Below are 25,713 nucleotides of genomic sequence, written 5' to 3' on the forward strand. Positions count from 1 at the left end.
GACCCAAAGGGGCCAGCGACAGCTTGGCTGCCAGTTGAACCTCGTTTCCCGCTCCAATTTCTCATCCAGAGAAGTTTTTAAATTCAGAAGTAATGCACAGCGCGACCCCAAGGGGCCTGCGACAACGTAGTTGTTTCAATAGTGCCGCTTTCACCTTCGCTTTTAATACACTGAATTAATCCGTTGTCGGCGGTTGGCCGATAGTTGCGAATCCTTCAGGATACCCATGGCATCAGCACAGTTGTGCCAAAGTGTGTCTTTCTACATATTTATTCACATAATTATGCATTTTTTGTGTGCGACGTTTTAATTTTCGCCCTAAAATGGTGAATATCCAAAATTTAACCGACTATAAAATGCATTTTTGCACTGTATTGGGCACTTAAAAGTCTGCGCTTAAGGCTTTATTGCATTTTTCTTAACCACTAATGCATAAGTATGCGGGTTATTTGTACAAAACAGCTAAATAATTAGGCTAAATCAATAAAAATAGGCACAAATGCTGCTGTAGTCGGCGGATAAATAAAAAGCAAGTTGTCGTTATATCGCCGTTGAGGAGCACACATGAATAAACCAGGTAATCGATTTGCCTACTCTATTGTAGCCAGCGCAGTCATGACTGCCTGTATGGTACCAACTGCTATGGCCCAGGTGCCGGATGGTGCAAAAGAGATCGAAAAGATTGAAGTAACGGCAACCCGCCGTACCGGTTCATTACAGGAAGTTCCGCTAAATATTTCAGCGATTACCGCTGATATCATGGAAGACCAGAATTTAGAAGATCTGGAAGATTTGGCACGCTGGGTGCCGGGTCTGACAATTACTAACCAGGGTGGCCGTACAGACTCGCCTATTATTGTTCGGGGTTTGAATACCAATTCCTCGGGCCCGTCTTCCGATGGTGGCACCGTAGCCACGTACTTCGGCGATGTACCACTATTTTTGAACATGCGTTTAATCGATGTTGCCCGGGTTGAGGTGTTAATAGGCCCACAAGGGACTCTTTACGGTGCCGGTACGCTCGGTGGTGCCATTCGTTATTTGCCCAATGAAGTGGAGATGGATCTGACCACTGGCCGCGTGAAAGGTGATGTTTTCAGCGTTGCGGAAAGTGATTCCATGGGCGGTGAAGCCAGCTTCGTATTTAACACGCCTTTAATCGATGACACCCTGGCTGTGCGCGCTGCAGTCAACTACTTCAACGATCCGGGGTACCTGGATTACAACTATGTTGTGCGTGAAAGCGGCGTTTCTCTGCCTGATCCTGACTGGACAGACCCTACGGCAGTGGCAGACAACCTTAAACAGGTAAAAGATGCCAACGGCGAAAAAACCCTGACCGGACGTGTCGCCTTACGCTGGACACCGAATGACTGGTTCGATGGTACGGTATCCTACTTCTATCAAAAGCGTGAAGTTGAAGGTCGCTCGATTACGCAGTATGGCGCTCTGGATCCAGCCAATGGACTGAATGACGTTTTAGGGCCCTATGAATCAGGCTATCGCTACGAAGAACCTCGTGAGCAGGAAGATGACCTGTTGAGTCTGGAGTTAAAGGCCGATTTAGGTTTCGCTGAATTGGTTTCCGCAACGGGTTGGTCTACTTCTGAAGACATTGGTAATCGCGATCAAACCGACCTGTTGATTCGTCTGGCTTATTCTTATGAAGAATTCCCGGCGTTCAGTGCGTTTACGGAAGAAGTGGGCGATATCGACCGCTTTACTCAGGAAATCCGTTTAGTGTCTGAGCCGAGTGGCCCGTTATCGTGGATTGTCGGTGCTTTCTACTATGACACTGAAAGCTATGGTTACAGTAAGGAATTTACCCCCGGTTTCGACCAGTATGCACTGGATGTGTGGGGCGTAGGCGGAAATCCTCGTCCGGATTCACTGGAATATTACTCGGTAGATTACACCGACGTAAAAGAGCAGGCCATATTTGGTGAACTAAGCTACGAAGTGACCGATAAACTGTCCATTACCGCCGGTTTACGGGCTTACGAATACGAGGTGAACTCCCGTTCTGCGGTTGATTTACCGTTATTTGAAAGTGTGTTTTTAGGCCGAGCTTCCGACTCCATCGTTCTCGACTTCGGTGAAGAGGGCGCGGATGATTCTGGTACGCTGTTTAAGTTAAATGCCAGCTATCAGATGACTGACGATGTGCTGGTTTACGCTACGGTGAGCGAAGGTTTCCGTATCGGTGGTGCTAACGGTGTGGCTGCGTGTCCTCCGGACATCGATGAAATTACCAACCAGATTATCTGTGCACTGCCAGATGAGCAGGTTTACACCGCCGATACCACCACCAACTATGAGTTAGGTGTTAAAACCACCTTCTTCCGCAACAAGCTGCACTTCAATGCTGCGGTGTTTAACGTGGATTGGGAAGACGCCCAGGTAGGTGGTGCAACGGTGAACGGTCAGCAGCCCATTACGACCAATGCCGAAGGCGCTAACTCCCGGGGTGTAGAATTATTCACCCGTGCGGTACTCAGTGACGAACTGACCATGTATGCAACCTATTCATACACCCAGGCAGAGCTCACAGCAGATGCGCCATTCCTGTTTAATGTTTACGACGAGTTTGATGAAGATGGTAACCCAACCAATCTTGACCAGTTGTTTGATGGTAAAGATGGTGACCGCCTGCCAGGTTCACCTGAGCAGCAGTTCTCGCTCGGTTTAACCTACACGCAGGAAGTCTTTGGCGATAAGATGCTGGATATTAACTACGGTATTACTGCGCAAAGCGATATCATTACTACGGTAGGTCAACGTCGTAGTGGTGAGAGCCTGGCCGGTTATGCGGTGAGTAACCTGACGGCCAAAATCTCCGATTTTGACTGGAGTGTGACTTTCTATGTTGATAACCTGTTCGACAAGTATGCTTTCGTATCGACTCGTGCACACCAGGGTTATCAGGGAATGGGTGATATAGAGATTAACCGCACCGATTTACAGCGTGGTTACGGCCACTTCCTGTTGCGCCCGCGCACGGTTGGTGTAACGTTCAGTTATCAGTTTGAAATGTAAAACTGCGTAACCAGGGACTGCATGGCAGGCCCGGCAAGTCTATGCTTTAAAGGCACCGTAAGGTGCCTTTTTGTTGGAACCACAACCTATGCAAAACAAGCAACAGTTTATTCAGCAGGCGCTGAGTGCGATTAATCAACGAGATTATGTCGCTGCACACGGCGCATGTGTGTCGTTGATTAAACAATTCGGGGATGATGCGCAAGCGTATTTTCTGCTCGGCATGGTGCATATTGAATTACTGCAAATTCAGAAGGCCATTCGCCTGTTAGAAAAATCCGTGGCTCTTTCGAGGGAACCGCAAACCTATGCTTATCTGACCAAGTGCCATGCGCTGTTAGGTGATATGCCTGCGGCGGTAGAGGCCGCCTCCCACTGCCCGGTATCCCGTCTGGAGAAATCGCTGGCGCTGGATACCGTTGGGGTTGCACTCAGCCGGGTAGGGCTACACGAGGAAGCGCTGGACTATTTTAAAGCGGCGCTGGCAAAAGCACCGGACAACGCCCATTTTCACTATAATTATGCCGTATCCGCCAAATTTGCCGGGTTGTTTGAGACGGCAAGACAGGCCTTTGAGCAAGCTATTGCACTGAAGCCAGATTATTATCAGGCACACTTTGCGCTCTCCGATTTAGGCGGTATAAGTGACAGTACCAACCACATTGAGAGACTGACTGTTCTTCATTCAAAAACTACTGATACAGATGGCAAATTACACCTGAGTCACGCACTGGCTAAAGAGTACGAAGCGTTTAAGGAGTATGACAAAGCTTTCAAAGTACTGGACGACGCCAAACGAGCTAAACGGCGTCAGTTTGCGGCCGTTGAAAACCACTATGAGGCCATTTTTAACTGGCTGCTGGCGCAACAACCAAGCGAGATAAGCGCGGCGCAGGGCAACCCGTCATCACAGCCTGTTTTTGTGCTCGGTATGCCCCGTTCCGGGACTACTCTGGTGGAACGAATTATTACCAGCCATAGCGAGGTGGCCTCTGGCGGCGAGCTTCAGGATTTTGGACTGGCTGTAAAAGAATTGACGAAAACGCCCTCTAATCAGGTGCTCGACCTGCCAACTTTACAGGCAGCAGAGCAGCTTTCTTTTCGCGAACTGGGTAGCCGTTACCTCGAAAGAACGTCTGTTTTGCTAAACCAAAAGACACACCTGGTAGACAAGTTACCGTTTAATTTCTTCTATATTGGATTAATTCGACGGGCATTGCCCAACGCGAAGATTGTTTGTTTATTGCGGGATCCTATGGACACCTGCATCGGCAACTACCGGCAGCTGTTTTCATTAAACAGTCCGTACTTTGCTTACGCCTATGATCTTGAATCTACAGGACGTTTTTATAAGAATTTTTATTCTTTAGTGCATCACTGGCAGCGCTTGTTTCCTGAGCACGTGCGGCTGCAATCCTACGAGGAACTGGTAACCCGGCCTGATGAGGAAGTCCGGGCGTTGATTGAGTTTTGCGGTCTGGATTGGGAATCGGCCTGCCTGCAGGTGGAAAATAATACAGCACCGGTGTCAACTGCCAGTAAGGTGCAGGTGAGAGAGGCAATAAATACCCGTTCAATCGGGCGCTGGCGCCAGTATGCTGCCCATACCAAAAAGCTGGAAACACTCCTAGGCGATCTATCCGCTGAATAACCTGTAAACGGCTTTCTCTTGATTTGTGCTGTGAGAAAACGTAGGCTCTTCTGGTCTAACCAGTTGAGCCTTTAGTTTATGTCGAGTAATCCCCTAAGACGCTATGCCGAAAAAGTGAATCACTACCCTGCCTGGTTGAGCAGTCGACTGCTGACCTGGATGTTCCGTTACAAAGTCAAACTGGCGGGAACTGCCCGGGTAGATATTGTCTCTACAGACTTTTCCACCGTGACGTTCAGGCAACCTAATTATAAAAAAGTGCAGAATCATATTGGCAGTGTTCATGCTGCGGCAATGGCTTTGCTGGCTGAGTCGGCCACAGGCTTTATTGTGGGTTTAAACCTGCCCGGAGATAAGTTACCGCTGATTAAGTCGATGAATTTACAATACGTTAAACGGGCAACCGGTGATATGACAGCCGTTGCCTCACTCACTGACGAACAGATTGCAATGATGCAGCGGCAGGAAAAAGGTGAGGTGCTGGTTAAAGTAACAGTGACTGACGCAAACTCCGTCGAACCGCTTATTTGTGAGATGTTATGGGCCTGGGTGCCCAAGCGTAAATAGCCAGGGTTGCGGCGCAAAATCTGCCGGTCTTTGCTTGCTTTTGTCAGGCGCGCAGGAATACACATTAACTCCAATGGTGATTGTTCAAAAAATAGGCTATATTGAATGGAGTCGACGCCGGTGGTTATGTGCGCAGTTAAAAGGGTAACTGTTCATACACGGTGCCAGGACCTTAATTTCTGAGGTCTACAGGCCCTTCTCCAGACTATTTCCCCGGATGGATTTATGAGTGAACAACCCACCAGTGAGCCGGCTGTATCTGTTGCGCCGTCATCAGCAAAATCGTCCGCCTGGCGTGATTTTTTGCTTAGCCTGCCGCAACCCGTATTAGTCTTTTCAGCCGTTTTTGCGGTTGCCTCAATACAGATCCACAATTGGTTTGATGCCGATTTATTTACGGCACTAATGATCGTACTGCCGTTGCCTCTGGTGCTCATTGCCGAAAGAATTTGGACAAAACGTCAGGACTGGGTGCTGACTCATAAGGAATTTGCTGAGGATGTATTCTGGCTCGCGGGCGCGGTGTTTATCTGGTATCCCTTTTATACTGATTTTTATCAAACCCCCATATCTGAAGGGTTTAAAGCCGTGCGGGATACTTTGCCACTGGGCATTACCATTGAGCCGACTTCGGTCTTAGGACTGGTCTTTGCTGCCATTATGATCAGAACCCTCATAGAGTTTATTTACTACTGGTTACATCGGGTTCAGCATAGTTCTTTGTTCTGGTGGCGTATCCATGCAACCCATCATCACATCACAAAAATGGGAGCGGCACGGGCGGATCGCGGCCATCCGCTGGAATTTTTAGCTTTATTTGTGGGCTCACCCATTATTCTGGCCACGATGGGGGCCAGCGATAAAGTCATCGCGGTATCCGGCGCCTTTACACTCTTTAGCGCCTATTTAACCCATGCGAATCTACCCTTGAAATCCGGTATCTATGGCTGGTTTTTTACCACTGCAGAACAACACCACCTTCACCATTCTTATGACTACGCCAGCAGCAATACTAATTTTGGCTGCGTCATCATTATCTGGGATCGGATTTTTGGCACCTATTCAGATCGCACCGATGTGGAAAAAATTGGCGCGGGTTCGGGTAAAGCCTTAAGTATTCTCGACCAATATAAAATCGCATTTGTGTCTAACCGTAAACTCACGAAATATTGAAATGCGCGTGCCGCTAGTGCCAGATGCAACAGGTCGAAGCGGCATGTTGCTAAGCTTTACACGGCATGCCTGCCTGTTTGCAGGCCTTTGTCTGGCGGCTGTTTTACCTGCCCGGGCAGAAGATAAAACACCGCAACTGGCCATCGCAGAACAATTCATAGAGGCATTTTACTCTTTTAATGCGAACCGGCTGGCACCTTATTTACGGCATGCCGGAGATTCCGCCCAATCGATCTTTCGCTATCAGGCGTGGGCACAAGGGGGGAATTATAAGATAGTCAAACGCATGCCATGCAAAGCCGACCCCGTCAGCCACACCGTGATTTGTCGGATCACTGTGCAGGATGATTTGGTTATGGCCCTGCAAACAGGTTTTGATGTGACAGACTCCTTCCATCTCACTTTTACCGAGAATCTGATTACCGCTATTGAGACCAGTTCCAACGACCAACCCATTTATTACGAGGCAAGGCGCTGGGTCGCTGAACAGTATCCCGAGCTAATGAAAGGTGTCTGTTCTGATAATGCTCCATCGCCGGCCGAGTGCGCCAGAGCCATGGCGCTTGGTTACAGGGCATTTTTTAAGCAGCAACAATCCGCTCACTAACTCGCCTTTAGAACCTTCTTTTGCAAAACCGTAAAAAATAACTTGCAGATGTGTAACCTTTGGGTATCATTGATACCTATGGGTTACATATGGTGTGTATAGGTTTCATGTGTAATAGTAAGGTTACTTATTAAGGAATTTTAAAATGGAAATGGATGAAACCAGAAACAAAACAAATGAAAGCAGAAAGCAGATTAATGCGTTCCTGGGAGTTGTGACAGCTGAGGTAGAGCAGCAATATTTGGCCTATACCGGTAAAATTAGCGTTGCCGCGGCAATACTTTTGTTGATGAGTGTGGCACAGGATTTCTTTGGGGATAAAGGTAGTGTGATGTATTGGGGGCTGGGATGTACCATGCTGGCAGGTGTTATCCTGGTCTTTTTGTTATCAATGAAATCAATGAAATTCTACAGGTATACAAACCGCCTGGGATTTTGGTCGCTGAAATTTCAGGATGAGTATGCGGACTATGTAAGTGCGTTTAGCTTACGGGCGACCTGCCACATTATGATGAACGGCGGATTTCTGCTGGCTATTCTGGGAGATAGCCAGTGGTTTCTTGAGTCCTTAACACCCATCGGTCTGACCGACGCAATATTCGTTCTATTAGGGGTGGCCATGCTCACCCATGGCGTGCTGATTTTATGGAAATTACGTGAGGAAGATGCTGATGAATGAAGAATTGGATAATCATATCCATAAACTTCGCCTGCAGCACAAGCTTTCCCAACAGGAACTGGCCGACGCCATCGGCGTGTCGAGGAAAACCATTAGCACGGTGGAAACCGGTCGGTTTACACCGTCAGTAGTGATAGCACTTAAAATTGCAGCCCATTTTGAGGTGCCGGTGGAGCAGGTGTTTGCCCTTAAGTAGTCTCTTAATAGACTCTAAAGATTCAGGTGGTCGACATTGCAGGGAATGTGACGCGCACGGTCAGGCCGCCGCCCTCTCGGTTTTGCAGTGCTATCTGGCCATGATGGGCCTCTACAATCTCCCGACATAAAGCCAGTCCCAAACCACTGCCTGAACTCTTGGTAGAATAAAAGGGCACCAGCGCCTGGGAAAGTACAGTTTCAGACATGCCTTTACCTAAATCGCTGACTTCGATAATGGTGTGCTGTTTGTTAAGGGTAATGCTCAGGGTAACATCTTCTGCATGGGAGTCAGATTCATGGGCGTTCTTTAACAGGTTGATCAGCAATTGTTCCAACTGAATGGTATCGGCAAAAAGCTCTCCTTCGCCTTTTTCGTGATAATGAAACGGCCACTGCTGCTGTAACTGAGAAATAAACGCAACCCGGTTAATTTTTTCGGGCTTAGGCTCAGGAAGTTTGGCAAATTTACCATAGCCCTGCACGAAGTCGCTTAAATGTGCGACACGTTCAGAGATAGTGGCAAAAACGCGCGCTAACCGAGGTTCATCGAGGTTTTCACTGAGCAGACGGCCACTGTGCAGCAGGGAAGACACCGGGCCAATAGAGTTATTCAGTTCATGGCTGATAATCCGGATCACCTTTTTCCAGACCGCCACTTCCTGACGGCTCAGTTCACGGGTCATTTGTTTAAGAATAAACAGTCTGTGATGCTGATTATTCAGTACAAAACGGCCTATGGATAAATGCCAGGTTTCGTTCTCACCGGTTGAGCAGGGCAGGGTAAACAACCCTTCTTTTGCTTCTCTGAGAACGGTGGCCGCCGGCGCGGAGATGTTATCCAGCAAGGCTGATAAGGGAAAGCCTTCCAGTCGGTCGCTGGCATGAAAGAAGTCTCTGGCTGCATAGTTACTGAAGACCACTTGCTGGTGGTCGTTGAGTAACAGCAGAATTTCAGGGGAACTCTGCAACACCTTATCGAGCATCAGTTCCCGCTGATGCAGCCAGCGTTTTTCCTGGCGTAATTTTTCTGCCGACTCGTTATACAGCAAGCATAAGTCGCCTAAGGGGTCTTTTTCCCGGTATACAAGTTGGTTTGAGAACTCACCGTCTTTAAAGTTAAGCAGCCCCACTTTTAGCGAGTCCAGCGAGGTTGAAAGCCGGGCCAGTCCTTTTTTCATAATGAGCATGCACACAATTAACGTAAAAGCGAACAACGCAATCTTAAGGTTGATTGACCAGTCAAGCAGCCATAGTAGTGGGGTGAAAGCTACGGTCACGGCTATCACGGTAGCCATGTACACCATAAAAAAAGGGGGCAATGCCGTTCTCAATACTCAATTCCAAATTTTTTCAGTCTGCGATAGAGCGATTGTCTGCTCATACCAAATTCTTTTGCCACCCGGGCGATAACACCTTCATGTTTTTCGATGGCATACTCCAGTGCCTGACGGGAAGGCTCGGCACTCACGGCTGCATGAGTAACCGAAGTGGAGCCAGTCAGGGCAAAGTCGGCAAGGCGAATATCGCCATCGGGTTTGAGTACTGCCACCCGCTTGCAGGCATTTTCCAGCTCCCTGACATTACCTGGCCAGGTATAGTCAGCCAGGGCTTTTTGCACATCCAGACCGATATCCCGGCCGGGCAGAAAGTGCGTAATTAACGGCATTACATCATCCGGTCGTTCACTGAGCGGTGGTAGCCGAAGTTCTATGGCGTTCAGCCGGTAATATAAATCTTCACGGAAACGGCCTTGTCGGATATCCGTTGTTAAGTCTGCATTGGTGGCTGACACAACCCGAACATTAACCTTACGGGTTTGTACCGAGCCCAGACGTTCAAATTCGCCGGTTTGCAGTACCCGCAGTAATTTCATTTGTCCGGTGGGTGATAAATTGCCAATTTCATCGAGGAACAGAGTGCCGCCGTCTGCGGCTTCAAAGCGACCGATCCGCACTTTCTGTGCCCCGGTGTAGGCGCCGGGTTCGGCACCAAATAGCTCAGCTTCCATTAAATCCGGGGGTAACGCCCCGGCATTAATGCTAATAAATGGCTTGTCTCTGAGCGGGGAACACGCCTGTATCAACTGGGCTATTTTTTCTTTGCCGCTACCATTTGGCCCGGTGATCAACACGCTGATATCGGACTTTGCTACCTGAATAACCATGTCTATCAGGCGCTGCATGGCTGCGCTTTGATAAACCAGTCCAACCTTGTTAGCGGCTTCTCTGGCGTCTAAGAAAACAGTCTGCTGTTTTGCTAACTGTGCACTTTGCGAACGGGCTTTGCCCAGCTCTATCAGGTTTGCCACGGTGTTAATCAGTTTCTGATCGTCCCATGGCTTGGCTATATAGTCTGCGGCGCCGGCTTTTACCAGTTCGACAGCTTGTTCAAGCTCGGTCCAGGCGGTAATTAAGATCACCGGCAGGTGCGGGTTAAGCTCGCGCAGGGCTTTAAACAGCTGCTTACCTTCCTCGCCGGAGGTGGTGTCGGCACTAAAATTCATATCCTGGATAACCAGCGATATACTCTGGTAATTCACAATTTGCCGGGCAGCCACAGGGGTGTTTGCGGTCACTACCGTATAGCCATGAATTTCCAGTAACAACGACAGTGCCTCAAGCACTGCCGGGTTATCATCAACAAGTAGAATTTTATCCATAATTTCAGTGCTTAAACAGCCTGTTAAGGGTTAGATGCTGACACTTTACGACCTTACCGTTAAATACTGCGGGTGGCAACGCTGGGTGAAATTTGTGCCGCCCGTCGGGCTGGAAAAATGACCGCCAACAGGGTCATCACCAGCACCATCACTGCGGTACCTGCTATGTATTGCAGTTCCAGCGCCGGCAGCGAAAACCGCTGCAGTAACTGTTGACCCATTAATACCGCTGCGGTGCAACCAATAATCAGCCCACCACTGCATATCAGGGTATTTTCTACCAGAAAGTAGCGAATAATATCTGACTTGCGGGCACCCAGCGCGCGGCGGGTACCAATCTGACGGGTTCGCTTACTGATATTAAACAGCGTGAGACCAAATATGCCCAGTGCGGTAATCGCTACCAGTACCACAATGAGGACCATCAGCATTCTTAGCATAAGCGTATCCGACGCATTGTACTGGCGCTTATTTTCGTCCAGCGTGATCACATTGGTGAATACTCGTTTGTCGTAGGCGGCTAATAATTTATCCTCCACCGTTTGCATTACGGCAGCACGCTGACCAGGCTCGGTACGCACAATAATATGCTGATAGGTTTCGGCTTTGATGTAGGGGAAAATCACCACGTTATCCGGTCGGTCGTCTTTCAGCCACGGGCCTTTCATCTTATCGACGATGCCTATGATTTTGAATGGCTTGTCACCCATGTACATGAGTTTACCCAGGCCGTCGCCATCAGGGTAAGCTTCCTCTACAAAAGTCGACGAAGCAATGGCCACGTTAGGGACTTTGCCCGGATCCTGCGTTACGATGACTTCGTCAGGGGCAAAGTTACGCCCTTGTGTAAGCTTAACGCCCAGGGTATTGAGCATGTGGTCGTCGCCAAACAGATAACCGGCACGAACGTTACGGCCTGGTTCTGGCGCTGGCTTCAGGCCCATCCCCGAGGCGCTGCCGGAGCCGCTGAGCGGTACTGCGTTACTGAGCGAAGCATCCACCACGCCAGGCAGATTACGCAGTAAGACCTCGTCTTCCTCAAACTGCTGAGACAAATCCCGATCCTTGCCGTAGGTCATTACGGTTATGGAGAAGATGTCCTGCTCCGGATAACCGGTTTCCTGCTGCAGGTACGTCATCCGGTCCTGAATGATAAAGGCCGCATTGCTGACAATCGCGGTGGTAATGGCAATTTGGATCAGCAGCAGGATTGCGCCCACTTTAGAGCGGCGCAGGGCGTTAATAATGGGTTTAATTTCTAACATCATGCGGCTCCTATTGAGTTTTAAGGTAAGTGGCGGGTGTGGTTCGGCAAACCAGCCAGGCCGGATACAGACCCGCAATCACACAGGCCGAAATAGCAATCACCGGTGCCGACAGCAACATCGAAAGGTCCATGGTGGCAAGGGGAGAGTAGTACTCCTGCGTCAGGCGCACACCCCACAGTCCCAGTTGTGCGATACCGATACCCAGTAAGCCGCCAATCAGACCTAACATCGACACTTCAATAATATGTTGCAGGAACACCTGACGCTTGCTGGCCCCGAGTGCCCTGCGTACGCCTACTTCCGGCGCCCGGCGCATAAATTTGGCCAGCAGCAGGCCCAGAATATTGGCCAGACAGACGGCCAGAAACATAAAGCTCAATGCCACCAGTACCTCATTGTCTTCAGACACCACATTGCGGTAATCGAGCCAGGCATTCACATCGCGCAGTCCGTATTCGAGTTGTTCGCGGTTAAAGCGGCCAAACTTTTGCTGTTCCGCCATGTAACTCATCAGATAATCGCCGTACTGACTGACCGCGGCCTCATCCTCAAGCTGTACCCAGAACTGCAGCCAGAAGATTTCAGACTGGCGTTTATCCTTCATAGAACGGATATTCTCGAACTTCCAACCGTTGCTGTTACCCCAGGTATTAATGTCCATGGCCGCAATCAGGCTAAAGGGAATATAAATACTTTCCTGACTGTTAAAGGCGCCGTTATTCACATCATAAAACTTCATATGGGTTTGCCAGGGGGCAATAACACCGACGATCCGAAAGCTGGTATCGTCGAGATAGATTTGCCTGCCCACGGAATTTTCGCCGCCAAACAGCTTCTCATTGAGTTCTTCACTGATCACTGCTACCGGGCTTGCTGCATCAGCCTGTTCCTGCGTCCAGGCGGAGCCGTAAATGAACGACAAATCAAACAGTGTAAAGAAGTCACTGTGAGTCACCCGGGTATTTTGAATAAACGGGCGAATCTCAGAATTGTCCATGTGCACTGTAAAGCCGGTTCTCAACATGGCAGCCTTGTACTGCGGAAACGGCGCTTCGGCGAGGTTTTTGGCATCCTGATAGGTTAACTGATACGGTAGGTTATCCTCAGACCAGGTGTCTTCGCCGTCATCCATGGTTTGTAACTGCGGATGAAATAGGCGGCTGCTTTTATGCTCTATGGGGTCCATGGACATCATGTGATAAACCGACAAACTGGTCATGGTAATCCCGATGCCCAGGGCAATGGCCAGCACCATCAAAAAGCTTACCAGCGGGGTGCGGCGCAGGCTGCGCCAGCCTAAATCTATATAATGCAGAAACATATCAGCCTCCTACCACCTGACGATCAGTCTGGCCGGAGACGCCCTGATACAGGGTTAAATCGGCCACCTGGCCGTCAACAATCTGTATGTTGCGTGGCGCCCGGCGAGCCAGCTCAGGGTCGTGCGTAACCATCACGATGGTGGCTCCATCGCGGTTAATTTGTTCCAGCAGTTCCATGACCTGGCGGGCCATCAGGCTGTCGAGGTTACCGGTTGGCTCATCGGCCAGTAAGAAACGCGGCTCACCGGCCAGGGCCCGGGCGATGGCTACCCGTTGTTGTTGTCCGCCCGAGAGCTGCTGAGGCAAATGTTTGGCGCGGCTGCCGAGCCCTACCTGTTCAAGGCAGGACTCAATCCGTTTTTTACGCTCTGCTGCCTTAATACCGCGATAGCGCAGCGGTACTTCAACATTTTCGTATAAGTTCAGGTCCGGAATGAGGTTAAAGCCCTGAAAGATGAAGCCGATTTTCTGGTTGCGCAGGTCGGCGCGCTGATTATCCGATAACCCGCCCACATTGACATCATCCAGCATATACTCACCGCTGGTATAGGGTTCAAGCATACCAGCAATGTTTAAAAACGTGGTTTTGCCTGAACCGGAAGGCCCCGTTACTGCGATGAACTCACCTTCTTTGACTTCCAGGTCAAAATCCCTGAGGGCATGTGTCTGGACCATTTCGGTTTGATAAACTTTGCTCACATTCTTCATTGTTAACATTAGGATCTTCCTTTCAATTAAGTGCACGTGTCAGCACGAGGCTTAACGCAGTAATATGGATTCGGCCTGGTCAAAGCCCTGATAGCTGGACACGATAATTTCATCGCCGGGAACCGCTCCGGTTAGGATCTCTACCTCACGCATGCTGGTGGCTCCGGTTTCAATATTGATTCGGGTTGCCACGTCACCGTTAAGTTTGTAGGCCACATAACCGCCTGATTGCAGGAAACTGCCGCGACGAACTTTGAGCACATCACTACGATTTTCCAGCAGTACCCGGGCCGTTACCTGTTGGTTCTGGCGAATTTGATTAAGGCTACTTTGATCAAACCGGACGCGGGTAGTGACTTCCCGTTCGGCTACTTCTGGTGAGATAGCTGAAAGTGTGCCCAACACCGTCTGACGACCGATTTTGAGCTCCACGTCCATGCCCAGGCCCAGTTCATTGGCAAAGCTTTCGGCCACGTTGATTTCCGCTTCATAGGCGGTCAGGTCAACCAGCGTCATGAGTGGCTGATTGGCAGTAACCAGCGAGCGTCCGGTAACAAACAGGTTGCCTACCACGCCTTCAACACTGGCCTCTATGGTCAGGTTCCCCACTTTTCTTTGCAGCTCTTCAACCACCAGTTGCTGTCTGGCCAGCGTATTTTCAGCGGCCTGTACTTCAAAGGCGAGTGTATCCTTGGCAAGGGCAACTTCCTGTTCTGCATGAGTTACCGTCAGCATCGCCCGGGCCAGTTCATCTTCCGCCTTTTCATAGTCTATCTGGCTGATAATATTGGTTTTAATTGATTTGTTGGCACGGCGGCTTTCGCGCTCAGCAGCCTTGAGTTCAACTTTGGCTAAATCGAGCTGTTTGTTTAGCAATAAAGTCTGACGACGGGCATCGAGGGATTTTCGAGCCAGCTCTCCCTCCAGGCGCGCCAGCTCTGAACGTTCCTGTTGCAACTGATTCTGCAACTGCGGGCTGTCTACTCTGGCGATCTCCTGACCTTTGCTAACTGAGTCGCCGGCTCTGACCAACAGCGTAACCAATCCTTCTTCCGGGCTGTAAACCTGAGGTGCATTGGCGGCTACAATACGGCCTGTGGCAGCTATGTCCCGAACCAAATCTCCCTGTTCTACTGTGGCGATCTGTACACTGGCACGGTCCACCGATTTTGCCGCCGACTCTGTGTTAAGTATGGCATGTGCCGATAGCGCAACCGCTATCAGAGCCGCGGCAATAACGACAAGGCGTTTAATATTGTTCCGCCGCTGAGGCGCTACAACGGAATCCTGGGCGCTGGTGTCCTTGATCATTTCAGGCCACCTAATTGAATGGATTCCAATAAGGTAATACATGCTGCTGTAATCAGTATCATTGCCGGGACGGCAAGAAAATGAATGAGTAACATAAGGTGTTCCTCCTAGAACGGTTACCAGAACAGATACCAGATACATGCCAATTCATAACCAATTGTTTTTTATTGTTTTTGTTGTTTTTGGGTGTCCGGTTATCAACAAGCGGACACTTTAAGTGTCCGGGTCGGACACCCGTACTCGGTTGCTGGCGTACGCTTTGATCGTTTTCTACAGCGAAATCCGTTACACTGTGGCGGTCAAATACTGAGCGATTGGGCTTATTCAGGGGATGGATAAGACCGGAAATACCGCTGGTCACCCATGCCAGACAGGTTGCCTGGAGCGAAGGCGGGTAAGTGCCCGGGCGTAGCGGGAATAAGAGCGAAAAAATTGAACGAAATATTTATCCTAATTTGATGTGGTAAATTAAATTGATTTTTTCGCTGCTGTTTATTTTGAAAGGGCCTGATTATTAAGCGCTGCAAGGGTGTTTTGAATCATCAGACTGTTAATTTGATGTAAATATAAAAATTTCGTTTTTGTGTGAATAATCACCTGTAAATAGGATGTTTATCCTATTATATTCACTATTTGGGATATGTATCTCACTTTTATGAAAAAAGTTGTTTGATCTTCCCAGTGCCTTCGATATAGTCCGCGTACACGACAATCAAGGTCAATTTGCAATCGACTTTCTGTCATTGTCACTCAAGCAGTTTGCTTTAACTAATTCATTGAATTACTTCAATGATTAGTGTGAATTAACGATCCAACAGGAGATAACACCGTGAAGATGATGTCGGGCGCCGCCATGGTGGTGGAAGCGCTAAAAGATGTAGGAGTTACACATGTATTCGGTTACCCGGGTGGTGCCGTTCTTGACATTTATGATGCATTATTTGCTCAGGATGATGTCAAACATGTCCTCGTGCGTCACGAACAGGCTGCTGCTCATATGGCAGATGGTTACGCGCGTTCGACAGGTAAAACCGGTACCGTCCTCGTAACTTCAGGCCCGGGTGCAACCAATACCCTCACCGGTATTGCGACCGCCTATATGGATTCCATACCGATGGTTGTGTTATCTGGTCAGGTACCGTCGAACCTCATCGGTGAAGATGCCTTCCAGGAAACCGACATGGTGGGCTGCTCGCGCCCGGTGGTGAAGCACAGCTTCCTGGTAAAGCGCGCGGAAGATATTCCTGATGCAATCGCCAAGGCTTACTATATCGCTAATACCGGCCGACCCGGCCCGGTAGTAGTTGATTTGCCAAAAGATATCGTGAACGTTATGGAAGAACATCCGTATGTGTTCCCAACCGATGTCTCCATGCGCTCGTACAATCCGACGGTTCGCGGCCACATGAAGCAGGTGAAGAAAGCCGTTGCTTCCCTTAAAAAAGCTGAGCGCCCGGTATTGTATGTGGGCGGTGGTGCCATTACGGCTGAAGCTTCTGGTTTGGTGACTCAACTGGCTGAGTTATTACAGGCTCCGGTCACCTGTACCCTGATGGGGCTGGGGGCATTCCCCGGTACTCATGAGCAATTCGTTGGCATGCTGGGCATGCACGGTACGCTTGAAGCCAACAAAACGATGCATAACTCAGACTGTATTTTAGCGTTGGGTGCCCGGTTTGATGACCGCGTGACCAATAACGTTGAGAAGTTCTGTCCACATGCCGATATTATTCATGTGGATATTGATCCGGCGTCAATTTCAAAAACGGTGAACGCGCACATTCCGGTGGTTGGCTCAGTTGAAACCGTGCTTGAACAGATTTTAAACCTGTTAACGCCTGAAGAGTTACCAGAGCAGAAAGCTAAGCTGGCTGACTGGTGGGAGCAAATTACCCAGTGGCGCAGCCGTAAATGCCTGAACTTCGAACAAGGTGAGTCGGTCATTAAACCCCAGAAGGTTATTGAGTCATTATATCAGCACACAAATGGTGAAGCCTACGTCAGCTCTGACGTTGGTCAGCATCAGATGTTTGCGGCGTTGTACTACCCCTACGACAAGCCACGTCGGTGGATTAACTCTGGTGGCCTTGGCACCATGGGCTTTGGTTTACCTGCTGCGATGGGGGTTCAGTTTGCTCACCCTGAAGCCACGTCTGTGGTAGTCACCGGTGACGGCAGTATCCAGATGAATATTCAGGAACTGTCTACCTGCTTGCAGTACAACCTGCCGATTAAAATTATTTCGCTGAATAACCGCGCGCTGGGCATGGTTCGTCAGTGGCAGGACATGATTTATAAAGGGCGTCATTCCCATTCTTATATGGATTCCATGCCTGACTTCGTCAAACTGGCCGAAGCGTATGGCCACGTGGGTATTAAAGTTGATTCACTGTCTGAACTGGACGCTGCTATGGAGAAATGCTTTAGCATTACCGATCGTCTGGTATTCATGGATATTGCGGTTGACCAGAACGAGCATGTATACCCCATGCAAATTAAATACGGAGCAATGGATGACATGCGTTTAAGTAAGACGGAGAGAACCTGATGAAGAGAATTATTTCAGTATTAATGGAAAACGCGCCAGGTGCATTATCCCGTATAGTCGGTGTCTTTTCGCAGCGGGGTTATAACGTTGATTCATTGTGTGTAGCCCCCACTGAAGACCCTAGTTTATCGCGCCTGACCATCATCACCCATGGTGATGACAAGGTGATTGAGCAAATTACCAAGCAGGTCAATAAGCTGGTGGATGTGCTCAAGGTTATCGATTTATCAGAAAATGCGCATATCGAACGGGAAATGATGCTGATTAAAGTCGCCACCCGTAACGAAGCTATTCGTGCAGAGGTAAAGCGCAACGCCGATATTTTCCGGGCAAATATCCTCGATGTCTCGCTAAACAACTACACCATGGAAGTGACCGGTACTACAGATAAGCTGGATGCCTTCGCTACAACCATGGCGCAGTGCACTGAAATTATTGAGTCATCACGCACCGGTGTGTGTGGCCTGGCCCGCGGTGAGCGTGCTTTGCGCCCTTAACCAGTCAAGCATGAAAAAGCCCGGCTCTCAGCCGGGCTTTTTTTTACCTAAAACTGGTGGTTTGGCAAAGCCAGCGAAGGGTGCTTTCCGGGTTCCCGAAACTGACTGTAATCCTGACGTTGCTGACCGCGGATAGCCAGTACAATGAGTGCAACAGAGAACAAAGAGAAAAATACCCTCAGATGACTTTCGTCAAACCGGGCGCTGAGCTGTGGCTGGGGTTTGTAAAACAGGGGTGGAGTCTGGTAACCGAAGCTTTGCTGGAACTGTAAAAGGAGTTCGTCATGGTCCGGTTGCAATGCTGACGCTGGCAAGGACAAACCGAGGCAAAATAAAAGTTTTATGCAGCTTTTAAATAGCACTTATACCCCTCCTTGTTGCGTATAGCGATTAATAATTAACCAGTCCAGTTGGTCTATTAAACCCAATTCTGGGTTTGTGAGCAAGAGGTAAGCGGTTTAAAACTGTTACGAAAATACATTAACGATGAGTAATGTGCTGATTTTATTTTGATTTATTTTTTAACGGGGAAAGCGTAAAAGCAACGGGCCACCACATTTTAATGTTAGCCGGACGAACCGTGCGCCCTTCGCTAAGGCTAATTATTGTTGGCCGTAATAAAATTCAAAACGCATGGCCACCCCGTATGAGGGCTTAAAGTCTTCTTTGCGAAGCCAGATAACAAAAGGCTCAAGCTCAAAATAAAGCCACGAACGTAAGTAGTTAGTGCGCCAACGGGCGCTGGTATAGACCTCGTTGAGGTGATGATTGGGCTTGGTCAGGCCCTTGGTCACAAAGGTATACAATATCGCACTTTCCTGGGTCAGCGGCCGCAGGTATTGCACTTCATGTCGCCAGAACCAGTCCTCAAAACGGTCACGGTAATAATAACGGTTATTAAAACGCAGGTATTTTTCATCGGCCAGCAGGTAGGTGAAATCCAATCCGAGCTCTGCTCCGAGCTCATCACGGGTGTAATAGTACAACTCGGCGTCGTAATCCATCTTCAGGACATCAGTGAAGTGATAGTCACTTTCATACTGACTCTTGGCAAACAACTGGCCCCGTCGACCGGCACCAATGCGATGAGAAATAGGCGAGTCCTGTTCTTCCTGATAACGCAGCGACAAGGTGGTGGAATCCCGGTTTTCGTTTACTGCATCCCGGGCCGCTCTGATAGAGTCCTGACGATCGTAGCTCTCGTCATCAGACAACATTAAATCGACTCTGTCTTTAAGGGCCGGTAGCTTCACCCTGACTCTGAAACGAAAATCCTGGGCAGCGAGATCGCGGGTGCGGGGCTCCCAACCGAATCTTACCCGGCCCTCTGCGCGGGCGTTTTCATGCTCATCACTGTCGGCCAGGGCAAAAAATTCGTCGAGTCGTTGCGCGGTATAATCCATAGAGTCACTAAAATTACTGTGCCAGTTGTCCAGCCAGCTCTCGGTTGCTGGCGGTGTTTGCAGGGGCTTATCGCGCTCAACCGATGCTTCGTCAGACTGACCGAAGGCCTGGCTACCAATCCATAACCACAGGAGCAGCAAGCTGGCGAATTGCCTGAATTTAACCAACAAGAGACCACGTTCCTTTTATTGTTAGCGAATCTAAATCGACCATTAGGAGTTAAGCACCTGACTTCCCTGAAAATGCTTGCAACTGATAAACTTAGCTTGCGCGATAATACCAGTAGCTGCAAATAAATTTTTCACCTGGGACATATCGAGTGACGGTCAGATATTTGGCGCCGATTTTTTGCCGGCAGACTAATCAGTACTGGCTTATCCTAAATAGCTCGGTAGAATATCCTGATTAATCGATAAAAGTGCTGTCTGAACTGACAGTCAATGGCATACTGTAGCCACAGATGTAAGTAAGAGGTTGATATGGGCAATATGGGTTTTTGGCAGTTACTGATTATATTAGTAATTGTAGTGTTATTATTTGGTACTAAGCGCTTAAAAGGAATTGGTTCAGATTTAGGCGGTGCCATTAAAGGCTTTAAGAAAGCCGTAACCGAAGAAGATGCGGATTTTAAAGAACCTCAGAACAAGGTTGAAGAAAAGCCGAAAGCTGAAGGTGAAGCGGTTAAGACAGAAAGCGAAACAAAAGAAAAACACTAATGTTTGATATCGGTTTTTGGGAAATCCTGCTGATTGGTGTGCTGGCCTTGCTGGTGCTTGGGCCCGAAAGGCTGCCAGGCGCCATCCGGGCTACACTTAAAACAGTTCGCAGTGTGCGTAATACCGCGAGCGGCTTTAAGGAAGAGATCGAGCATCAACTTCGCGTGCAAGAACTTCACGAAAACCTGAAAAAAGCAGAACAGCAGGGTCTCAAAGACCTGTCGCCGGAATTAAAGAGCAGTGTGGATGAGCTAAAACAAGCCGCCGAATCTGTTCAAGAACCGTATAAAAAACAGTAAATGTCAGAAGAAAACAGTCTTATTTCGCACCTGATTGAGCTGCGCTCAAGGTTGCTGCGCGCCGTCCTCAGTGTTTTGCTGGTATTTATCTGTTTGGCTTACTTTTCAAACGACTTATATCAGCTGCTGGCAAAACCATTGTTGAATTCTATGCCAACCAATTCTTCAATGATTGCTACCGATGTTGCATCTCCTTTCTTCGCGCCGTTTAAACTCACCATGGTGTTGTCGTTCTTTCTGGCAATCCCTTATGTGCTCTATCAGGTGTGGGGGTTCATCGCCCCGGGGTTGTATCGCAATGAAAAGAAACTGGTAGCGCCCTTACTTTTTTCCAGTACCGTGCTGTTTTACTCCGGCATGGCGTTTGCGTATTTTGTGGTTTTTCCGGTGGTCTTTGCCTTTTTCAACTCGGTTGCGCCGGAAGGGGTTACCGTTGCCACTGACATCAATAGCTACCTGAATTTCGTCCTTAAGCTGTTCTTTGCCTTTGGCGTATCATTTGAGATCCCCGTCGCTATTGTGCTGCTTTGCTGGACCGGCGTAACGGATGCCAAAAGTCTGCGCGAAAAGCGTCCTTATGTGATCGTTGGGGCGTTTGTTGTGGGTATGCTGTTAACCCCCCCGGATATTATTTCCCAGTCGCTGTTAGCGATCCCCATGTGGATCCTGTTTGAATGCGGCGTGGTGATTGGCGCAATGTATAGCCGTGACGAAGAAGATGAAGAGGAAACGTCCGAAACAACGGACTAAACTGCTTATTACAAATGGCCTGAGAGACTAAAACAACTAAAGGATGCGAGCCATGAAAATCTTGTCTGCCATCATTTTACCTGCTTTGCTATTGGCGGTTTCGGTAAATACTTATGCCGACAATGTGCTTCAGGCTATTGCAACCTGCAAAGCGATTGCAAACAATACGCAGCGTCTGGCGTGTTTTGATGCTATCGAATCTTCAGCATTAGAACGCCTGGCCGCGCAGCAGGACGGCCCGCTAAAACCCTCAAAGCCGGTCGACGGCGGCAAGCCACAGCGCAGTGCAGAGAAAGCCCCCGATCGCCCTCAACAAGTTCAAGCCAGTCGCGGCGAAAGTCAGCGCGATCAAGCCCGCCGCCAATCAACAGAAATGCCTGACGATTTTGGGTTACCGCCGAAGACCTTTGAAGAAGATATCGACGAAATCACCGCCGTCATTACCCGACTCGGTGAAACGGCTCGCGGCAAAATGATTATCACCCTCGACAACGGTTCCCAGTGGCAGCAGAAAGACAGTCAGCCACTGAGACTGACTGTGGGTATGGAAGTTACCATTGAAAGTGGCTTCCTCGGTGCTTTCTTTCTCAGTCACGACGGCGTAAATCGCCGTATCAAAGTTAAGCGGACCCGGTAATATGGCCTGGTTTGATGCCGGGATAAATATGTTCGACGCGCGTATGCCTGTCGAACAAACCATTGAGAATGCACTCGATGCCGGCGTTTCAAGACTGTGCCTGATTACTACCCATCCCAATGAATGGCAGCAAGCCGAACACTACTACCAGCAGTTTCCGCAACAGCTTAGTTATACGCTTGGAATACATCCGCATAATGCTAAAGACGCCCGTCCCGAACACTGGCAGGAATTACGTGTCAGAGCACAGCAGCCTGGCGTGGTGGCAATTGGTGAATGCGGTCTTGATTTTAATCGTGACTTTTCGCCACGGGACACCCAACGCGCGGTATTTGCCGAGCAATTGGCGCTGGCCGTAGAACTCAATAAACCGGTTTATTTGCACGAACGTGATGCCTTTGACGACCAGCTGGCTATACTGAAACCATTCAAAGCGCAACTGGTTGGCGGTATTGCCCACTGCTTTACCGGTAGCGCAGAACAAATGCGGACTTACTTAGCGCTGGGATTGTATATTGGCGTGACCGGATGGGTGTGCGATGCTAAGCGGGGCGAAGCGTTGAGGGCAGCTCTGGGCGAATTACCCCTTGAACGGCTGATTCTGGAAACCGATGCGCCATACCTGTATCCTAAGGATCGTAAGCCCAGACAACGAAACAATGCGCCAGCTTACCTGCCACATATTGGGCAAACGGTCGCTCAGATCAAAACCCTGAGTGTCGAACAGGTGCAGAATAGCAGCTTTAACAATGCCAAAGCTCTCTTTGGCTAACAGAGCGAAAAGTATGCAGTTTTTTGCGTCAACCAAACTGGTTACAGAAAAATGGTTATTTATTTTAACCAGCCTGTTAGTGGTGGCGGTGCTTATTGTCATTACCCGCTCAGCCCTCGATGACAGCCAGTCCAGTTTTACGCCCGAACTGCACGCCTTGAATGCTGCCGAACCACCTGCCACCTTTGGCGCGTTGCAGGCACAGACCGGTTTGACCTTTAAACCAGTGGCCAATCCGGCTAGTTTTGGTTACAGCGACCAACCCCACTGGGTCTCCTTTTCGTTAGTTTCTGCCAACTTGTCGGAACAACCGGCTTACATTGAAATAGGTTACCCGTTACTGGATAACATCGACGTATGGATAGTGCAGGGCAACGAGTTGACTGTTTTCTCGGAAGGCGACAGTAAGCCCTTTAGTCAACGCCAACTGCGATACAACAGTTTTTTGTTTGCCCTGCCGGAAAATAACCAGCCGGCCGAGGTGTTTATCCGGGTGCAGTCATCCAGTGTACTTAAGCTACCGGTGAAGATCTGGCAGCGCGAAGCGTTCAGCGAATATACCGCGAACACCAATTTAATCATGGGCTTGTTCTTTGGTTTGCTGCTGGCCATGGGTCTGAGTAATCTGTTTTTCTTTTTCACTACCCGTAATCTGACCTTCTTATTTTACACCGGCTACGTATTTTGCCTGGGGTTGACCCTGGCCGGACTGCACGGCTTTGGTTACAAGTATTTATGGCCGCAGCAAGTCTGGTTTCAGGGCCAGGCGGTGAGTTTTCTGGCCAGCGCCACCTTGTTTTTTGCGGTTATCTTTTCCGGCTCTCTGCTGGAAGTGCGGCGTCACAGCGCATTTCTAACCCGGTGTTTCAGAGCGCTTACCTGGTCATTTCTGGCGTTAACCATTAGCGCTTTGCTGCTGGACTATGCGATATCGATTAAAGTCTTTCTGGTGCTACTGACTATTACCGTGTTTCTGATAATGGGGGTGGCCATTTGGTTCGCCGTGCGCCGTATTAGTATTGCCGGTTATTATGCGCTGGCTTGGAGCGCGTTGTTGATAAGTGCATTGTCGGCCAGTCTGGACAACCTGGGACTGCTCAATATCAACATCCCCTCTCAGGTATTGCTGGTTTATGGCGCTACCATTGAGGCATTGATGTTGTCGTTTATTCTGGCGATTAGTTATAGCCGTCAGCGCGACCAAATGATGAAGGCCAAGGAGCAGGCCCTGGAGCAGGAACGCGAGGCGGTGTCTGCAAAGCAGGAGCTCATTGAGCTGCAGCAGCGGGCTCAGGATGAACTGGAGTATAAGGTCCAGGAGCGTACGCTGGAACTGGAAATTGCCTTACGAGAGCTGTCGGATGCTAACCGGGAGCTGGAAAAGCTTAATACTATCGACCCCTTAACCGGTATTCGCAACCGCCGACATTTCGATAAGCGCCTGCAAGCCGAAGGTCGTCGCAGTCGCCGTGAGCAAACACCATTGGCACTGGCGATGATAGACATCGACCACTTTAAGCAAATTAACGATCAATACGGTCACAGTGTGGGCGACACCTGTATCCGGCATGTGGCGCAAACGCTGCAGAGCTTGCTCAAACGACCCACTGACGACGTTTGCCGGTATGGTGGTGAAGAGTTCGCTATCATTTTGCCTAACACCGATGCCGAAGGGGCCGGTCAGCTGGTTGAAGCAATTCGTAAGCAGTTAGCCGAAACGCCCTGTGAACTGGATAACCAAAGCATTTCATTAACCCTGAGTGGCGGTGTAGCCAGTGCAATAATTTCCCATGAAAATGCCGAAGTTGAATTGCTAAAGCTGGCCGATGAACGATTATATGCCGCCAAACAAGCCGGCCGAAACCGGGTTATTATCACCTCAGCAAAACCACATTGAGACATCACTATGAGCTATTCACAATATCTGCCGCGCCGCATGCGCCGTTTACGTCGTACCGAAGGATTACGCGGGATGGTTGCCGAGAATCAACTCTCCGCCGCCGATCTTATTTATCCGGTATTTGTGTTACCGGGCAGTAATCAGCGTGAGGCGGTACCCTCCATGCCTGGCGTTGAAAGGCTATCTATTGATTTATTAGTGGCAGCCGCCAAAGAGGCCTTTGAGCTGGGGATCCGTAGCCTGGCGTTATTCCCGGTTACGCCCATGGAAAAAAAGACGCTGTGTGCCAGCGAGGCATTTAATCCGGATGCTATTGCCCAAACCGCTATTCGCACGCTGAAGGCTGAATTACCGGAAATGATGCTGATTTCTGATGTCGCCCTCGACCCGTTTACCTCCCATGGACAGGACGGTCTTATTGATGAAGACGGTTACGTGATGAACGACGAAACGGTTGAGATCCTCATTAAGCAGGCGCTGTCTCATGCCGAAGCCGGTGTGGATATGGTCGCCCCCTCCGACATGATGGATGGCCGTATCGGCGCCATTCGCGATGCACTGGAAGAAGCCGGTTTTGTGCATACCTGTATCATGGCCTACTCGGCTAAATATGCCTCTGCCTACTACGGTCCCTTTCGCGATGCAGTCGGTTCAGCCGCGAATATTAAAGGCGGCGACAAGAAAACCTACCAGATGGATCCGGCCAACAGCGATGAAGCAATGGCTGAGATTGCCCTCGATTTAGAGGAAGGCGCTGACATGGTGATGGTTAAACCGGGTATGCCTTATCTTGATATTGTCCGGCGTTGTAAATCCGAACTGGCGGTACCGACCTTTGCTTATCAGGTCAGCGGGGAATACGCCATGCATGTTGCGGCATTTGAGAATGGCTGGCTAAATCGTGAACAGGTTATTATGGAGTCGTTGCTGGCTTTCAAACGTGCCGGTGCCGATGGCATTTTAACCTATTTTGCACCGGAAGCTGCGCGCTTGCTTAAAAATCGCTGATCT

General features: G+C 49.4%; 24 protein-coding genes. 16 read left to right on the forward strand and 8 right to left on the reverse strand.

The genetic code is table 11. From position 1 onward, the window contains the following. Positions 1-564: 564 nt before the first annotated feature. From AC27IB_RS16270 to AC27IB_RS16300, 7 genes are all read left to right on the forward strand, one after another. Positions 565-3,036: a TonB-dependent receptor gene (locus AC27IB_RS16270; RefSeq protein ID WP_487122234.1), complete on the forward strand. Its 2,472-nt coding sequence runs from the start codon at positions 565-567 to the stop codon at positions 3,034-3,036. 70 nt (positions 3,037-3,106) lie between these two features. Beyond that, on the forward strand, positions 3,107-4,687 hold the full coding sequence (locus tag AC27IB_RS16275) for a tetratricopeptide repeat-containing sulfotransferase family protein (RefSeq protein WP_487122236.1): 1,581 nt from the start codon (positions 3,107-3,109) through the stop codon (positions 4,685-4,687). Between the two features lie 78 nt (positions 4,688-4,765). Beyond that, entirely contained in the window at positions 4,766-5,254 is a 489-nt protein-coding gene (locus AC27IB_RS16280) for a DUF4442 domain-containing protein (RefSeq protein WP_296053170.1), read from the forward strand. A gap of 225 nt (positions 5,255-5,479) precedes the next feature. Continuing rightward, entirely contained in the window at positions 5,480-6,427 is a 948-nt protein-coding gene (locus tag AC27IB_RS16285) for a sterol desaturase family protein (protein WP_487122238.1), read from the forward strand. A 1-nt stretch (position 6,428) separates the two neighbouring features. Then, a complete protein-coding gene (locus tag AC27IB_RS16290) occupies positions 6,429-7,034 on the forward strand; it encodes a hypothetical protein (RefSeq protein ID WP_487122240.1) in 606 nt (201 codons plus the stop codon). Positions 7,035-7,179: 145 nt separating this feature from the next. After that, a complete protein-coding gene (locus AC27IB_RS16295) occupies positions 7,180-7,713 on the forward strand; it encodes a hypothetical protein (protein WP_487122242.1) in 534 nt (177 codons plus the stop codon). After that, the gene (locus AC27IB_RS16300; RefSeq protein WP_296053177.1) at positions 7,706-7,909 is read left to right on the forward strand and encodes a helix-turn-helix transcriptional regulator; all 204 of its coding nucleotides are present in this window, start codon (positions 7,706-7,708) and stop codon (positions 7,907-7,909) included. Before AC27IB_RS16295 ends, AC27IB_RS16300 begins: the two co-directional genes overlap by 8 nt. 22 nt (positions 7,910-7,931) lie before the next feature. Here the strand turns inward: AC27IB_RS16300 and AC27IB_RS16305 are convergent, their stop codons facing one another. From AC27IB_RS16305 to AC27IB_RS16330, 6 genes are read right to left on the reverse strand one after another with little or no spacing between them, the layout of a single operon-like run. Beyond that, positions 7,932-9,206 (reverse strand): sensor histidine kinase, encoded by a 1,275-nt coding sequence (locus AC27IB_RS16305; protein WP_487122244.1) that lies wholly within the window; start codon positions 9,204-9,206, stop codon positions 7,932-7,934. Positions 9,207-9,238: 32 nt separating this feature from the next. Next, positions 9,239-10,570: a sigma-54-dependent transcriptional regulator gene (locus tag AC27IB_RS16310; RefSeq protein WP_487122246.1), complete on the reverse strand. Its 1,332-nt coding sequence runs from the start codon at positions 10,568-10,570 to the stop codon at positions 9,239-9,241. Positions 10,571-10,629: 59 nt separating this feature from the next. Further along, entirely contained in the window at positions 10,630-11,835 is a 1,206-nt protein-coding gene (locus tag AC27IB_RS16315) for an ABC transporter permease (protein ID WP_296051333.1), read from the reverse strand. 10 nt (positions 11,836-11,845) lie between these two features. Further along, positions 11,846-13,159, reverse strand: coding sequence for an ABC transporter permease (locus AC27IB_RS16320; protein WP_487122248.1), 1,314 nt, complete (start codon positions 13,157-13,159; stop codon positions 11,846-11,848). Between the two features lies 1 nt (position 13,160). Further along, complete coding sequence (locus AC27IB_RS16325; RefSeq protein ID WP_296051302.1) at positions 13,161-13,877, reverse strand: ABC transporter ATP-binding protein; 717 nt, start codon at positions 13,875-13,877, stop codon at positions 13,161-13,163. Positions 13,878-13,919: 42 nt separating this feature from the next. Beyond that, positions 13,920-15,179: an efflux RND transporter periplasmic adaptor subunit gene (locus tag AC27IB_RS16330; RefSeq protein WP_487122250.1), complete on the reverse strand. Its 1,260-nt coding sequence runs from the start codon at positions 15,177-15,179 to the stop codon at positions 13,920-13,922. 829 nt (positions 15,180-16,008) lie between these two features. On the opposite strand from AC27IB_RS16330, the gene AC27IB_RS16335 reads away from it, so the two are divergent. Continuing rightward, a complete protein-coding gene (locus tag AC27IB_RS16335) occupies positions 16,009-17,727 on the forward strand; it encodes an acetolactate synthase 3 large subunit (RefSeq protein ID WP_487122252.1) in 1,719 nt (572 codons plus the stop codon). Continuing rightward, positions 17,727-18,224 (forward strand): acetolactate synthase small subunit, encoded by a 498-nt coding sequence (gene ilvN / locus AC27IB_RS16340; protein ID WP_105936177.1) that lies wholly within the window; start codon positions 17,727-17,729, stop codon positions 18,222-18,224. Before AC27IB_RS16335 ends, ilvN begins: the two co-directional genes overlap by 1 nt. Before the next feature lie 47 nt (positions 18,225-18,271). On the opposite strand, the gene AC27IB_RS16345 is transcribed toward ilvN, so the two are convergent. Next, on the reverse strand, positions 18,272-18,538 hold the full coding sequence (locus AC27IB_RS16345; protein ID WP_296051314.1) for a hypothetical protein: 267 nt from the start codon (positions 18,536-18,538) through the stop codon (positions 18,272-18,274). A 288-nt stretch (positions 18,539-18,826) separates the two neighbouring features. Further along, positions 18,827-19,798 carry a hypothetical protein gene (locus AC27IB_RS16350; RefSeq protein ID WP_296051317.1) on the reverse strand — a complete coding sequence of 324 codons (972 nt, stop codon included), beginning with the start codon at positions 19,796-19,798 and terminating at the stop codon, positions 18,827-18,829. Between the two features lie 309 nt (positions 19,799-20,107). Here AC27IB_RS16350 and tatA point away from each other — a divergent pair, with 309 nt between their 5' ends. The 7 genes from tatA to hemB are packed head-to-tail and all read left to right on the forward strand — an operon-like array spanning position 20,108 to position 25,710. After that, positions 20,108-20,344, forward strand: coding sequence for a twin-arginine translocase TatA/TatE family subunit (tatA, locus tag AC27IB_RS16355; RefSeq protein ID WP_296051318.1), 237 nt, complete (start codon positions 20,108-20,110; stop codon positions 20,342-20,344). Further along, complete coding sequence (gene tatB / locus AC27IB_RS16360; protein ID WP_296051320.1) at positions 20,344-20,643, forward strand: Sec-independent protein translocase protein TatB; 300 nt, start codon at positions 20,344-20,346, stop codon at positions 20,641-20,643. Before tatA ends, tatB begins: the two co-directional genes overlap by 1 nt. Continuing rightward, positions 20,644-21,393, forward strand: a complete 750-nt coding sequence (gene tatC, locus AC27IB_RS16365; RefSeq protein WP_296051322.1) for a twin-arginine translocase subunit TatC — start codon at positions 20,644-20,646, stop codon at positions 21,391-21,393. Between the two features lie 52 nt (positions 21,394-21,445). Beyond that, the gene (locus AC27IB_RS16370) at positions 21,446-22,030 is read left to right on the forward strand and encodes a hypothetical protein (RefSeq protein WP_296051323.1); all 585 of its coding nucleotides are present in this window, start codon (positions 21,446-21,448) and stop codon (positions 22,028-22,030) included. Position 22,031: 1 nt separating this feature from the next. Next, a complete protein-coding gene (locus tag AC27IB_RS16375) occupies positions 22,032-22,802 on the forward strand; it encodes a TatD family hydrolase (protein ID WP_296051326.1) in 771 nt (256 codons plus the stop codon). A 13-nt stretch (positions 22,803-22,815) separates the two neighbouring features. Next, positions 22,816-24,699: a sensor domain-containing diguanylate cyclase gene (locus tag AC27IB_RS16380; RefSeq protein ID WP_487122256.1), complete on the forward strand. Its 1,884-nt coding sequence runs from the start codon at positions 22,816-22,818 to the stop codon at positions 24,697-24,699. Positions 24,700-24,708: 9 nt separating this feature from the next. Continuing rightward, entirely contained in the window at positions 24,709-25,710 is a 1,002-nt protein-coding gene (gene hemB / locus AC27IB_RS16385) for a porphobilinogen synthase (RefSeq protein WP_296051330.1), read from the forward strand. Positions 25,711-25,713: the final 3 nt, after the last annotated feature.

The sequence above is a fragment of the Alteromonas sp. 4NH20-0104 genome, assembly GCF_057547795.1.